This is a genomic window from Pseudarthrobacter sp. Pseusp20 (assembly GCF_059492155.1).
The window spans coordinates 392045-405599 of sequence record NZ_CP168521.1 but is presented as its reverse complement, the minus strand read 5'-3'; the positions used below and the strand labels follow the sequence as shown (position 1 = coordinate 405599).

The 13555-nt window shown below is 67.0% G+C and carries 13 protein-coding genes; 6 read left to right on the top strand and 7 right to left on the bottom strand.

Annotated features, from left to right (window positions below; genetic code table 11):
- Positions 1 to 42 precede the first annotated feature (42 nt).
- Both ACEN9K_RS01985 and ACEN9K_RS01980 read right to left on the bottom strand, forming a co-directional pair.
- Complete coding sequence (locus ACEN9K_RS01985) at positions 43 to 504, bottom strand: DUF4190 domain-containing protein (RefSeq protein ID WP_495635099.1); 462 nt, start codon at positions 502 to 504, stop codon at positions 43 to 45.
- Positions 505 to 539: 35 nt separating this feature from the next.
- Positions 540 to 1112 carry a LysE/ArgO family amino acid transporter gene (locus tag ACEN9K_RS01980; RefSeq protein ID WP_495635098.1) on the bottom strand — a complete coding sequence of 191 codons (573 nt, stop codon included), beginning with the start codon at positions 1110 to 1112 and terminating at the stop codon, positions 540 to 542.
- Positions 1113 to 1207: 95 nt separating this feature from the next.
- Between ACEN9K_RS01980 and ACEN9K_RS01975 the strand changes: the two genes are divergently transcribed.
- On the top strand, positions 1208 to 2134 hold the full coding sequence (locus ACEN9K_RS01975) for a LysR family transcriptional regulator ArgP (protein ID WP_018770289.1): 927 nt from the start codon (positions 1208 to 1210) through the stop codon (positions 2132 to 2134).
- Here the strand turns inward: ACEN9K_RS01975 and ACEN9K_RS01970 are convergent.
- Positions 2094 to 3050, bottom strand: a complete 957-nt coding sequence (locus ACEN9K_RS01970) for a nuclease-related domain-containing protein (RefSeq protein ID WP_495635097.1) — start codon at positions 3048 to 3050, stop codon at positions 2094 to 2096. The two genes, ACEN9K_RS01975 and ACEN9K_RS01970, sit on opposite strands and share 41 nt — an antisense overlap.
- Positions 3051 to 3290: 240 nt before the next feature.
- On the opposite strand from ACEN9K_RS01970, the gene pgm reads away from it, so the two are divergent.
- Positions 3291 to 4955 carry a phosphoglucomutase (alpha-D-glucose-1,6-bisphosphate-dependent) gene (gene pgm / locus ACEN9K_RS01965; RefSeq protein WP_495635096.1) on the top strand — a complete coding sequence of 555 codons (1665 nt, stop codon included), beginning with the start codon at positions 3291 to 3293 and terminating at the stop codon, positions 4953 to 4955.
- On the opposite strand, the gene ACEN9K_RS01960 is transcribed toward pgm, so the two are convergent.
- A complete protein-coding gene (locus tag ACEN9K_RS01960; protein ID WP_495635669.1) occupies positions 4952 to 5467 on the bottom strand; it encodes a 2'-5' RNA ligase family protein in 516 nt (171 codons plus the stop codon). The two genes, pgm and ACEN9K_RS01960, sit on opposite strands and share 4 nt — an antisense overlap.
- 134 nt (positions 5468 to 5601) lie before the next feature.
- Positions 5602 to 6207 (bottom strand): malonic semialdehyde reductase, encoded by a 606-nt coding sequence (locus ACEN9K_RS01955; RefSeq protein WP_018770293.1) that lies wholly within the window; start codon positions 6205 to 6207, stop codon positions 5602 to 5604.
- Positions 6208 to 6406: 199 nt separating this feature from the next.
- Between ACEN9K_RS01955 and ACEN9K_RS01950 the strand changes: the two genes are divergently transcribed.
- The gene (locus ACEN9K_RS01950; protein ID WP_018770294.1) at positions 6407 to 7759 is read left to right on the top strand and encodes a uracil-xanthine permease family protein; all 1353 of its coding nucleotides are present in this window, start codon (positions 6407 to 6409) and stop codon (positions 7757 to 7759) included.
- Here ACEN9K_RS01950 and ACEN9K_RS01945 read toward each other — a convergent pair.
- Entirely contained in the window at positions 7756 to 8679 is a 924-nt protein-coding gene (locus ACEN9K_RS01945; RefSeq protein WP_134165331.1) for an SGNH/GDSL hydrolase family protein, read from the bottom strand. The genes ACEN9K_RS01950 and ACEN9K_RS01945 overlap by 4 nt on opposite strands.
- A complete protein-coding gene (locus ACEN9K_RS01940) occupies positions 8676 to 9560 on the bottom strand; it encodes a GAF domain-containing protein (protein ID WP_495635095.1) in 885 nt (294 codons plus the stop codon). The genes ACEN9K_RS01945 and ACEN9K_RS01940 overlap by 4 nt, the downstream gene beginning before the upstream one ends.
- A 181-nt stretch (positions 9561 to 9741) precedes the next feature.
- Here ACEN9K_RS01940 and ACEN9K_RS01935 point away from each other — a divergent pair, with 181 nt between their 5' ends.
- The 3 genes from ACEN9K_RS01935 (at position 9742) to dctA (ending at position 13554) form a co-directional block, all read left to right on the top strand.
- On the top strand, positions 9742 to 10626 hold the full coding sequence (locus ACEN9K_RS01935; protein ID WP_224084198.1) for a LysR family transcriptional regulator: 885 nt from the start codon (positions 9742 to 9744) through the stop codon (positions 10624 to 10626).
- Positions 10627 to 10845: 219 nt separating this feature from the next.
- Complete coding sequence (locus tag ACEN9K_RS01930; protein ID WP_224084197.1) at positions 10846 to 11943, top strand: tartrate dehydrogenase; 1098 nt, start codon at positions 10846 to 10848, stop codon at positions 11941 to 11943.
- 141 nt (positions 11944 to 12084) lie between these two features.
- On the top strand, positions 12085 to 13554 hold the full coding sequence (dctA, locus tag ACEN9K_RS01925; protein WP_224084196.1) for a C4-dicarboxylate transporter DctA: 1470 nt from the start codon (positions 12085 to 12087) through the stop codon (positions 13552 to 13554).
- The last annotated feature ends 1 nt before the right edge of the window (position 13555 follow it).

The window sequence follows — 13555 nt, the reverse complement described above, 5'->3', positions numbered from 1 at the left end:
GGTGCCCGGCCGCCGTCGCCGTGCTTTCCCAGCCGGCCAGGGCTAGAAGGTGCCCGTATTGGAACCGGGGGTGCCGGCGATCGCCAGGCCGATGATGAGCAGCAGCCAAAGGGCGCCGTAGCCCAGGAGGCACAGGTAGCCCAGCACCAGGCCGGTGATGGACATCCCCCTGCCGGAGGGTTCGCGCCGGAGGGCCAGGTGGCCGGTGATGATGGCGGCAAACTGCGGAAGCAACAGCCAACCCGTGATGACCGAGGCGATGCCGCAGACCATGCTTGCGATGCTCAGGGTCTTCGCTTCCACCGGCCGGCCATAGTAGGACGGTTGGCCGAAATACTGCGGCTGGCCGTACTGGCCCTGGTTGTAGGAGCCCGGGTTGTACTGGGGCTGGCCGTACTGTCCCTGCCCGTACTGTCCCCGTCCGTACTCGGCCGGCGGCCGGTAGCTGGGCCACGGCGAACCGTCACGCTGGTAGTCAGGCCCCTGGGATGGCTGGTTACTCATGGTTTCTCCCCTGCGGATCTCGGCTCCAGCCTACTTCAGTGCAGGACCAGGCGGATGGCCAGGGCCAGCATCAGCACACCGATGGCAGCATCAATCCAGCGCCACGTTCGCGGGCTGCCGAGCACTCCAGCCAGCGCGCGTGCCCCATACCCCAGGGCGGAGAACCACAGCACGCTTCCGGTGACTGCGCCTGCGGCAAAGACCCAGCGCAGATCGGCTCCCTGCTGGTTGGCGAGGCTGCCCAGCAGCACCACGGTGTCCAGGTAGACGTGCGGGTTCAGGAAGGTCAGGGCGGCCGTGGTGGCGATCACCGAGTTCTTCGACTTGGGCGCCTGCTCCGCCAGGGTGGAGGGTTTAACCGCCGCCATGAAGGACCGCGCGGCGAACCACAGCAGGTACGCGGCGCCGGCCCAGCGCAGGACTTCCAGCGCCTCGGGGAACCGGGTGACCAACGCCCCGATGCCGGCCGTGCCAGCGACGATGAGCAAGGCGTCGCCGGCCATGCAGACGGCCACTACCGCCCCGATGTGCTCGCGCCGGATGCCCTGGCGCAGCACGAAGGCGTTCTGGGCGCCGATCGCCACGATCAGCGCGATCCCGGTGAGCATTCCCGTTATTCCAGCAGTCCACATACCTACTGACGGTAGGATCCGCATAACATATAGGCAAATTAATGATTCTTGGTATTCATTAGGATGTCTTCATGAATCTTGAGCACCTGAAGGCCCTGGTGGCTGTCATCGACGAAGGAACGTTCGAGGCAGCGGCCGATCTGCTCCGGATCACGCCATCCGCCGTGAGCCAGCGGATCAAGGCACTGGAAGCGTCGGTAGGCCAGGTCCTGGTCCGCCGAAGGCTGCCCTGCACGGCCACCGACGCCGGCGCGCTGCTGCTGCGGATGGCCCGCCAGGTGCAGGTGCTGGAAGCGGAGACGGCGGCGGCACTGGGCGCAGGGTCGCCGGCCCGGGCCCAGCTGCCGGTGGCCGTCAACGCGGACTCACTGGCCACGTGGTTCGTCCCCGTCCTGCATCAGGCCGCCGCGTGGGAGGACTCAGCCCTCGATCTCCACGTTGAGGACCAGGGCTACAGCAGCCAGCTGCTCCGCGAAGGCGAGGTCATGGGAGCGGTGACGTCGGACCCTGTCCCGGTGAGCGGGTGCAGGGTGGAACTGCTGGGCTCCATGCGGTACGTTCCGGTGGCCACCCCCGGGCTGCGCCGGCGGTTCTCCGTGTCCGGCGGCGTGGATTGGGCGGCAATACCGGTCCTGAAATTCAACACGAAAGACAACCTGCAGGAGCAGCTGCTTACGGCCAGGAGCCTGCGGCAGCTTCCCCCAACGCACACCGTCCCTTCGTCCCAGGGATTCCTCGCGGCAGTCAAAGCCGGTTTGGGCTGGGGGATGATTCCGGAGCTCCAGCTCACGGACGAGCTGGAGTCCGGCGCCCTGGTGCGGCTCGAGGACGGCCCCCACCAGGACGTGGCCCTGTACTGGCAGGCCTGGACCCTGGACTCGGAACGGCTCAACCGGATGACCGGAGCAGTCCGCGCGGCCGCCAAAGACCGGCTGCTGCCAGGAGATGCGCCGGAGGCTAGCGGCCCAAGTAGGGCAGGATATAGACGGCAAAAATGACGAAGGCCGCCAGCAGGGCAAGCTTCCCTCCACTGGTGCCGCCATGCTGCTGCGCTTTGCCGTTCCTGCCGCGGCGCGCCGATCCCGCCGACGCCCCGGTCCGCGTTCCGGCCGGCGCTCCCGCCCTGTGCCCTGTGGGTTGTCCTGCCTTCGTTCCGCGCGGGGGGAGGGCCCGCCCCGCGGGGTGCCGGGATGCACTTTGGCTGCGGCGCGTTTCGTCCGGGGAGCCGGGCTTCCCGCGGGGAGTTGCTGCGGGGCCGGCCGGGGGCAATGCTCCCGCCGGGCGCACCACGGTTCCCGGCCGTACGCTGCGAAAAGCGGTGATGCCTGGTTCCTGTTCATGGGTGAGCTGCTGGCCCAGGTGCGCGTACAGGCCCACCACTGTTTGCTGGTCGAGCACGGCCGGCAGCGCTTCGATGGCTCCCACCACCCGCTGGGAACCGGCCACGGCAACGTCGGATTCAGTCACCCCGAAAAGGTCGGGCTGCGCGGACATGCAGATGAGTGGACGCACCAGGCGGCGGTGCGGCGGAGTCAGCACCGAGGCCACGGCAGCACACTGGGCCAGGGCCCCTTCCACTGCCTGGGTCCGCGCAAAGCGGCCCTGCCACAGCACCCCGGAAGCCACCCGCACCTCACCGGTCCAGTTCTTCGAGTCGATCACCACCACGCCGCCGGGGCCCACCAGGACGTGGTCAAGGTTCGCTTTGGGCCGGCCGGGCCAGTGGACATCGTGGAGGACGTACCAGCCGCGCGGGACCAGTTCGCTGAGCTTGTCGGCCACCACCCGCTCCCCTGCGGCGCCGGCGTCCCACGCCTTCGTGGAACGTTCGGCCTGGTCGAGTTGGCGCTTCAGCCTCGCAACGCGCTCGGCAGCCAGCCTGGACTGCTCCGCTGCCCCGTCTCCTGCCCCCATTGGACGTCCCCGTTTCCTAGCCGGACAGGACTCCGGCGGCGGCCCGCCGTCGTCCGTTCCTTTCCCTTGTTTCCTGGAATTTTTTGAAAGGTAGCAGGGCGTCAAAGGGCCGGTATATAGGTACTTTCCGGGCCGGGTACTCAGGTGGACTACTTGGTTTGACGAGCACATTGCGCGTCACAGGGTCCGGATTATGGGCGGGTCGTTTGGACTCCTGCCAGGTTCTGGCATGCTGGAGCCATGGCTAGCCGCGCGGGTACAGTTGCCCAACCCCAGGACCTTGTTGACATCACTGCGCTTCTTGACGCGTACTACGACGTTGCGCCGGACCTGGGTGATCCCGGCCAGCGCGTCGTCTTTGGCACCTCCGGGCACCGGGGCTCCAGCCTCAAGGCCTCGTTCAACGAACAGCACATCGCTGCCATCACGCAGGCAATCGTGGAATACCGGGCTGCGCAGGGCGTCACCGGCCCGCTGTTCCTGGCCAAGGACACCCACGCACTGAGCGAGCCCGCGCAGAACTCCGCGCTGGAGGTGCTCGCCGCGAACGGCGTCCAGGTCCTCGTCGACGCCAGGCACGGGTACACCCCCACCCCGGCGCTGAGCCACGCCATCCTGACGTACAACCGGAAAGCCGCGCCGGGCGCCCCGCAGGCCGACGGCATCGTGGTGACCCCCAGCCACAACCCGCCCGGCGACGGCGGCTTCAAGTACAACCCCCCGCACGGCGGCCCGGCGGACTCGGATGCCACCGGCTGGATCGCCAACCGCGCCAACGAGCTGCTGGAGAACGGGCTGCGCGGCGTGAAGCGGATCCCGCTGGCGGACGCCCAGGCCGCAGACACCACCGGCAAGTTCGACTTCCTGAGCAGCTACGTGGACGATCTTCCGTCCGTACTGAACCTGGACGCCATCCGCAATGCCGGGGTCCGGATCGGTGCCGATCCCATGGGCGGCGCGTCCGTGGACTACTGGGGCGAGATCGGCGAGCGCCACCACCTGGACCTGACCGTGGTGAACCCCACGGTGGACCCGCAGTGGGCCTTCATGACCCTGGACTGGGACGAGAAGATCCGCATGGACTGCTCTTCGCCGTCGGCCATGGCGTCGCTGATCCAGCGGATGTCCGACGCCGCCGCCTCCGGCCAGCCCGCATTCGACGTGGCCACGGGCAACGACGCCGACGCCGACCGCCATGGCATCGTCACCCCGGACGGCGGGCTGATGAACCCCAACCACTACCTGGCCGTCGCCATCGACTACCTCTACCGCAACCGCAGCGGCTGGAACCCCGCCTCGGTGATCGGCAAGACGCTGGTGTCCTCCTCCATCATCGACCGCGTGGCCGAGAGCCTGGGCCGCAAGCTCGTTGAGGTGCCCGTTGGCTTCAAGTGGTTCGTTCCCGGCCTGCTCTCGGGTGAAGGGGCGTTCGGTGGCGAGGAATCCGCCGGTGCCTCCTTCAACAAGCTGGACGGCAGCGTCTGGACCACGGACAAGGACGGCATCCTGCTGGCACTGCTGGCCTCGGAGATCACCGCGGTCACCGGCAGCTCCCCGTCCCAGCTGTACAAGGGGCTGACGGACCAGTTCGGCGCCCCCGTCTACGCCCGGATCGACGCCGCCGCCACCCGCGAGCAGAAGGCTGCACTCGGCAAGCTGTCGCCGTCGGACGTTACCGCCACGGAACTGGCGGGCGAGACGATCACCGCCAAGCTCACCGAGGCGCCAGGGAACGGCGCGCCCATCGGCGGCCTGAAGGTGGTCACCGAAAACGCCTGGTTCGCGGCCCGCCCGTCCGGCACGGAGGACGTGTACAAGATCTACGCCGAGTCCTTCAAGGGCGAGGAACACCTGAAGCAGGTGCAGGCGGAGGCCAAGGCGCTGGTGGACAGCGTCATCGCCTAGTACTGCGAAGGTTCCTGGCTCCACAACCGGAGGATGCGCCTGATGGCGTGGTCGCCGCCGGGCGCCATGTCCACCAAAGCCACGCTGTCAAGCACGACGGCGTCGCCCCGGTGGAGGCGCTTGGCGTCCGGGCCTGGGGTGGCCTGGTGGGAGACGTGCGGCCGGTAGCCGGACAACGTGTGGCGCGGCGTGAGGATCCTGCCGCCCGCGTCCACCACCACCTGCACCAGCCGCTCATGCAGTTCCTGCAGGGCGGGGTGCGGCTCCACCAGGTTGACGGGGACGGACCCGTTGCGGCCAAAGGCGGCGTCCTCCCCCACGGTCAGCTCCGCGCCAAGCGCTGCGTTGGCCGGCCCATCTGCAAGCGCGGCGATGCTTTGGGCGACGTCGGCACCGTCCGTGGCGGCGGCGTCGAACCTCACCAGGGTGACGTGCAGCGGCCACTCCGTCCGCAGAAAAACTTGGCCGTCCGCCACCGGTTCCACGAAGGCCACAAAAATGAGGTTCCGCATCGGCATACGCCCAGTCTCCCACCGGCCCACCTCCACGCCTCTGAACGCCCCATCACATCCCGCCCAAAAAACCCAAACGCCCCATCACCAGGTGATGGGGCGTTTGGAGAAAAGACGCAGGAAGTGATGGGGCGTCAGACGGTGCGGACAGCCTCGTCGTAGGAGAATTTGGGCTTTGCCTCGCCCCAGGCGTCCTCGCCCGGCTGGCCGATGTTGACCACCAGGAAGCTCTTCTGGTCGCCGGCCGGGAAGAAGGCGGCGTCGATGGCGTTGAAGTCAGCGCCGGTCATGGGGCCGGCGGCGAAACCGAGCGAACGGACGGCCAGGATGAAGTAGCCGGCCTGCAGGTGGGCATTGTTGTTGCCCGTGGCTGCGGCGAGCTGCGGGTCGGCGTCGTACATGGCCTTGGGGGCGTTGTAGCCGGGGAGGAAGTCGTCCCACTTGCCGGCCCAGTCGGTGTCGTAGCTGAGGATGGCCACCAGCGGGGCGGAAGCCGTCTTGGCCTGGTTGCCGCGGGACAGGGCATCCACCAGGGTGGCGCGGGCCTCAGCCGAGCGGACATAGGTGACGCGCAACGGCTGGGAGTTGAACGCGGTGGGGCCGAACTTGGTGAGCTCGTAGATGGCCTGGGCCTGCTCCTCGGTCACCTCGCCGGTGAAGGAGTTGGCGGTGCGGGCCTGGGCAAAGATGGCGTCCACGGCTGCCGAATCGATAACCGCTTCTTCGTGGGCAATGGTCATTGGCTTACCTTTCGCTGCGCCGCCCGCCTGCCGGGGTGGCCTCTGATGCTTTCCATAGTTGCAACTTCAACTGCTTTCCTCCTCTTCCCGTGACGCCGGGTGACCTTGGCCACAGCGGGCCCGCACAAACACTTGGCGGTATTCTGGAGCGAGTTGATCTTCGCCCCCTCGCGGCACCCCCTGAAAGGCATTCCTTCCCATGAGCATGCTCGGAATCAAATGGAAGCTGCACGGCACCGGCAAAACCATCAAGCCCGGCCAGGTGGTGGCCCCGGATGAGCGGCTGGCGTGGCCCCTGACCATCGGCGTGGGCATGCAGCACGTGGTGGCCATGTTCGGCGCCACCTTCCTGGTTCCCATCATCACCGGGATGCCGCCCGCCACCACGCTGTTCTTTTCGGGGATCGGCACGCTGCTGTTCCTGGTGGTCACCAAGGGCCGGGTGCCCAGCTACCTGGGTTCAAGCTTTGCCTTCATTGCACCCATCACCGCCTCGCAGGCGCAGTTCGGCATCCCCGGCGCCCTGGGCGGCGTGGTGCTTGCCGGCGCCACCCTGGCCCTGGTGGGGGCCGTGGTGCAGAAGTTCGGCGCCGGCTGGATCAACCGGTTGATGCCGCCCATCGTCACGGGTGCCATCGTGGCACTGATCGGCCTGAACCTTGCCCCCGCCGCCAAGCAGAACTTCGACGCCGCCCCGATTACGGCCCTCATCACACTGGTCACCATCATCCTGGTCAGCGTCCTGTTCCGCGGAATCCTGGGCCGGCTCAGCATCCTGGTTGGCGTTGTGGTGGGCTACCTGGTGGCCATGCTCCGCGGCGAGGTGAAGTACGACAAGATGGACGCCGCAGCCTGGGTTGGGCTGCCGCATTTCCAGACCCCCGAGTTCCACATCGGCGTCCTGGGCCTGTTCGTCCCGGTGGTCCTGGTGCTGGTGGCAGAGAACATCGGCCACGTGAAGTCCGTTGCCGCCATGACAGGACAGAACCTCGACGGCGTCTCCGGACGCGCGCTGATGGCAGACGGTGCTGCCACCGTGCTGGCCGGCCTGGGCGGCGGATCAGGCACCACCACGTACGCGGAGAACATCGGCGTCATGGCGGCCACCAAGGTGTATTCGACGGCGGCCTACTGGGTGGCGGGCATGTTCGCCATCCTGCTCAGCTTCTCGCCGAAGTTCGGCGAACTGATCGCCACCGTCCCGGCAGGCGTGCTGGGCGGGGCCGCCACGATGCTGTACGGCATGATCGGCATCCTGGGCGTGAAGATCTGGGTCCAGAACAAGGTGAACTTCTCCAACCCGGTCAACCTGACCACTGCCGCAGTGGCCCTGATCATCGGCATCGCGGACTACACCTGGACCATTGGCGACCTGAAGTTCACCGGCATCGCCCTGGGTTCAGCTGCCGCCCTGGTGATCTACCACGGCATGAAAGCCGTCGCGAAGGCGCGCGGAACGGTGGCCGAACCCGAAACCGAGCAGGGCGTACTGCCTCCGGCAGCGAAGGCCGCGATGAAGGCCGCGGCCAAGCGCTCCCCCAGGAAGCGCTAAGCCACCCTGCCGGTTTCCACCCCGGGGTCCACTCCAGGCTGTCCGTCATAACCCGGTCCGGAGGTCCTGGCCGCGGGATGTCCGGGCGGGAAGGGACCGGGACGGCCAAGGCCGAACACCGGGACCGGCTGCGGCCGCTTGGCCGCCAACCCGCTGACCTGGTGGGGCCGCATCCGCTTCAGCACCCACGGCACAAAGTACTGCTTGGCCCAGACCAGGTCTTCGGCCCGGGCCTGCGTCCAGCCGTGCGCGGGAAGCGGCCGCGGCTGCAGCGGCCTGAGCGTATGCGGTACGCCCAGGGCGTTGAGGGTGGCCACCGCTACGGAATGGTGGCCCAGCGGGGACAGGTGCAGCCGGTCCGGGTCCCACATCAGCGCATGCTGCAGCTCCGGCAGGCACCAAAGGTCAACCATGATGGCGTGGTGCCGGGCCCCGATCCTGTGGAGATGTTCGTTGTAGACCGCCACGCGGCCGCGGATCTTGCCGAAGACCGGCGTGTTCCCCCAATCGGGACCTGCATACAGCAGGATGGTGGCGCCCGTGTCAGCCAGGATGCCCACGGCCTCGTCGATCTTTTCCGCCAGCTTGTCCGGGTCGCCGTGGCGGAACACGATGTCGTTGCCACCGCCGGACATGGCAATCAGGTCGGGCTTCAACGCCAGGGCCGGTGCCAGCTGCCCGTCGAGGATTTGCCGCAGCAGCATGCCGCGGATGGCCAGGTTGGCATAGGCGAAGTCCGGCTGGCTGTCCGCCAGTTCCTCCGCCACGCGGTCAGCCCAGCCCCGGAGGCCGCCCAGGCTGTGCGGCTCGGGATCGCCGATCCCTTCGGTGTAAGAGTCCCCCAGGGCGACGAACCGGTGCCAGGGGTGCCTGCCCGGTCCTTCCGCGATGGAGCGCAGTTCCTGTTTCCCGATAGTCATGCTGTCCTCCCTTCCGCAGCAGGCGGGGGTTCCGTCCCCGCCGCAGCGTCCTTGCGGGCCGACCTTCCGGTTGGAAAGTCCCGCCCCGCCGGCGACGGCCGCGGGAGCTCCGCCACGCCGTCGTACGTTTCCTGCCGCAGCCCCGACGGCTGCCCAACCCCGAGGTCCATCCCTGCGGGGGCCACAACGTTCAATGCCACGTCCCGGAGATCCAGCTCGTGGTGCAGCGCCTGCGTCTGCAGGAACCGCAGCGCACCCTCCCGGGTGAGTCCGTATTCGTTCATCAGGCTGCGCACGGCGAGGTCCACCAGGACCAGGGAGCTTTGGACGACGGCGAGACCCGCCGTCGTTTCCGCGCGTTCGGCCACCCGGACCACAACATGCATGGCCCGCGCCACCTCACGGGCATAGCTTTGGCTGCGCACCAGGTCATCGCTGGTGAAGGCGTGCGGGAAAGGCGCGTAAAGATTGATTGCGGCACTGGTCCCGCCTTCGGTGAGGATGGGGACGGAGAGCAGGGACTGCACCCCATGGGCCGCGGCAGCGCTGGAATACCCCGGCCAGCGGCGGTCCCGGCTCAGGTCCGACACCAGGACGAATTCTGCGGTGCGCATGGCTTCCATGACCGGTCCGTCAGCGAACGAGCATTGCTCCCGGTCCGCTTCGCGTGCCTGCTCCGTACTGGCTGCGATGGTCCGCGCCGTGCCCAGGCGGAAGAGGGTGGCCGCCCAGCTGATGCTGCGGCGCTCACCTTTGATACCCGCCATGAAGTCGCGGGTAACATCCCGGAGGTAGTCTTCAACGTCCTTGCTGTCGAAAACCGGCTCCGAGGTAACTGGAAGCGGTCCCCAGCCAACCTGCCCCGTGGGTTCAGCGGCCATGCTCCAGCCCTGCTATCAGCGCACCGGGCCCACTGCAAAACCTTGCTCTAAGAATACGACCGCTGGCCGCCATAGTGGGCAAAGTTGGCGAAACAAGGGGGAAAGGGGGATTCGCAGAATGGGGCAGGCGTGGGTAGGCTTCAGGCGCACCCCAGCATCGGTCTGCCGGAGAGGAGCCGCTTTGGACACCCGGAAACTGAAGTACTTCCTGGCGGTGGTAGACCACGGTGGATTCAACCGCGCGGCAGAGCACCTGCTGATCGCCCAGCCGTCCCTGTCGCAGACCATCGCCGGACTGGAGAAGGAGCTGGGCGTGCCCCTGTTCCACAGGATCGGCCGCCGGGCTGTCCTCAGCGACGCCGGCAGGGAGTTGGTGGGTCCAGCGCGTCTGGTAATGCGGGACCTGGCCGCGGCACAGTCCGCGGTGCAGGCTCTTCGCGGCATCCGAAGCGGGCAGCTGGACATCATCACCATGCCCTCACCGGGAATTGAACCACTTACCTCAATGATTGCCGCCTTCACCCAGACCTACCCGTCGGTCCGGCTGAACGTTGGGGCCGCGTTCACGCCGGAGGAAGTGGTGGAATCCGTGCGCAGCGGCAGCACGGAAATAGGACTGGCCGGTTCCCCCACCGCCATCCGCGTTCCCGGCGTCGAAGTATTGGCGCTGGAGCGGCAGCCCCTGATCCTCATCGTTAACCCGCAGGCGGACACTTTTGGTTCCGGTGACTCGATTGTGCGGGAGGACCTTGGCGGCCAGCGCATCATCGCCAGCCAGCGCGGTTCCCTGATGCGCTGGCTCGTGGACGATGCGCTGGCCCAGGGCATCGAAGCCGAGATTGTGGTGGAGGTGGCCCACCGCACATCCATCCTCCCCCTCGTTCTCGCCGGCGTGGGGCATGCGGTGATGCCTTCCTCGTGGGCACCCACCGCGCACAAGGCCGGCCTGCGGACGCTCCTGATCGAACCGGTCTCGCACCTGGAAGTAGCCATCCTGAGCCGCAAGGACGACCTCACCCCTGCGGCGTCCGCCTTTCTGGAAGTCGCCAGGCAGCACGCGGAGTAGCCGCGGCACAACCCATCGGCGGCTCCGGCAGCGCAGTTTAGGGCTCAAAAGGGCGTTATCGGAGCATTGATCACTGGATCGATAGGCGGTTCCTATCAGCTGGATCGAATCTTGGTCTTGGACGCTGATGGAGCGGGCCGCGTCTACTTGAGGAGGAAGAAAAGCAGCGTGATCCCGGCAACAGGACACACTGCCCACACTCAACGAGGAGGTAGCCACATGGGCGCCAACCAGACATTCAACATCGCTTCGATCCCCGCGGACGGCGTAGGCAAGGAAGTGGTCGCCGCTGGCCGCCGCGTCCTGGATGCGCTGGCCGAAAACTCCAACGGCAGGTTCGCTTTCGATTGGACCGAGTTTCCCTGGGGCTCGGAGTACTACGCCAGGACCGGACAGATGATGGACCCCAAGGGCCTGGAAGCCCTGAAGGACTTTGACGCCATCTACTTCGGCGCCGTCGGCTGGGAAAACGTCCCGGACCACATCAGCCTCTGGGGGCTGCGCCTGAACATCACCCAGAACTTCGACCAGTGGGCCAACATCCGCCCCGTTAAGTTCCTCCCCGGCGTGCAGTCCCCGCTGCGCAAGGCAGACAACACCGAACTCGACTGGGTTGTGGTACGCGAAAACAGCGAGGGTGAATATGCCGGCCTGGGCGGCCGTAACCTCAGCGGCCGCGGCCCCGGCAACGAGGTGGCGCTGCAAACCGCACTGTTCACCGAAAAGGGCTGCGAGCGCATCGTGCGCTTCGCGTTCGACCTGGCCCGGACCCGCACCGTGAAGAAGGTTTCCTCCGTCACCAAGTCCAACGCCCAGCAGTACGGCATGGTCCTGTGGGACGAGGTCTTCAACCGCGTGGCCCTTGACTACCCGGACGTCCAGACCGAAAGCGTCCTGGTGGACGCCATGAGCGCCAAGTTCATCCTCAAGCCCGAGGACCTGTCCGTGGTGGTGGCCTCCAACCTGAACGCCGACATCCTCTCCGACCTCGGCTCCGCACTGGCGGGCAGCCTGGGCCTGGCAGCCAGCGCCAACCTGAACCCGGAGCGCCGCTTCCCGTCCATGTTCGAACCCGTCCACGGCTCCGCTCCGGACATCGCCGGCCAGGGCATCAGCAACCCGATCGGCGCCATCGCCAGCGCCGCCCTGATGCTGGACCACTTCGGCCTGCACGGGGAAGCACGCCGCGTTGAAGCCGCCATCGAAGCGGCCACCGGCGCGGGCCACCTGACGCGCGACGTGGGCGGCACTGCAAACACCGAGGACGTCACCGAAGCCATCATCAAGGCCCTGACGCTCACTCCGGCAGCTGTCTAGGCAAGCAGTAACCTCCGGCGCCGCCATTCGGTCGCCGGTGCCACGCCCGGGGCGGGCGGTGAAGCAGCGCTGCCGCCCGCCCCGCAGCAATCTCTTCCCCAGAACATCCTCCAGCGACATTCCAACAATGAGGTAGGAATCATGGACCACAACAGCACCGCCGCAGCTGCAACAGCGGCCCCGAAAACCCGGTGGTACCGGCAACTGTACTTTTGGGTACTGACAGCGATCGTCATCGGCATCCTGGTGGGCTGGCTTGCCCCGGCAACCGGTATTGCCATGGAACCGATCGGCATCACGTTCGTCAACGCAATGAAGATGCTGATCGGACCCATCGTCTTCCTCACGATCGTGGGCGGCATCGCCAGCGTCGCCGACCTGAAGAAGGTGGGCATGACCGGGCTGAAGGCGCTCACGTATTTCCAGGTCGGCACCATCTGCGCCCTGGCATTCGGACTGGTGGCCATCAATATCTTCCGGCTCGGCGAAGGCGTGAACGCCGACCCCGGCGCCATCAAGACTTCCGACTCGGCCGCCAAGCTGATCGACGCCGGCGCGCACCAGGAATGGTGGCAGTTCATTACCAACATCATCCCCACCAGCGTCGTCCAGCCCTTCGTCGTGGGCGACATTCTGCAGATCATCTTCATTGCGGTTGTCTTCGGGATCGCCCTGAACGCCATGGGCAAGGTGGGCGCCCCGGTCCTTGACGGCGTCCAGCGCCTCACCGCTGTGATGTTCAAGATCCTCAGCTTCATCATGAAAGCGGCGCCACTTGGCGCATTCGGTGCCATGGCCTTCGCGGTGGGTAAGTACGGCGTCTCATCCCTGACCAGCATGGGCGGCCTGATCGCGCTCTTCTACGCCACTTCCATCCTCTTCGTGGTGGTGGTCCTCGGCTCGGTCATGGCCTTCCTGAAACTGAACATCTTCAGCATGATCCGGCACCTCAAGGAGGAATACCTGCTCATCCTAGGCACCTCCACTGCCGAGCCTGCCCTGCCGGGGCTGATGCGCAAGCTCGAGCACGCCGGCGTCAAGAAGGAAACGGTGGGCCTCGTAGTCCCCACGGGCTACAGCTTCAACCTGGACGGCGCCGCCATCTACCTGTCCCTCGCGGCCCTCTATATCGCCCAGGCCACCAACACCAGCCTGACCATCGGACAGCAGCTGGGCCTGCTCGCCGTCATGCTGCTGACCTCCAAGGGCGCAGCCGGCGTGGCGGGCGGCGGCTTCATTGCCCTGACCGCCACACTGGCCACCATCGGTACCATCCCGGCGGCCGGCATCATGCTCATCTTCGGCATCGACAAGTTCATGTCGGAGTGCCGTGCCCTGGTCAACTTCACCGGCAACGCGGTGGCCACCCTGTTCATCGCCTGGTGGGACCGCACGCTCGACGCCGACCGTGTCCGCCGCGTCTTTGCGGGCGAAACCGTGGAACCTGTGCCCGCGCAGACTCAGGCTCAGGCTCAGGCTCAGGAACTGCATGCCGGGGCCGGCCCCAACGACGACGACCTCCACCAGGTGCCTGCCCCAGGGAAGGATTCGGCCGGCGTCGGGCATCCCCTCCCTGCCGACCGCCGCCCCGCCTACTCCGAGACCGTCTGAC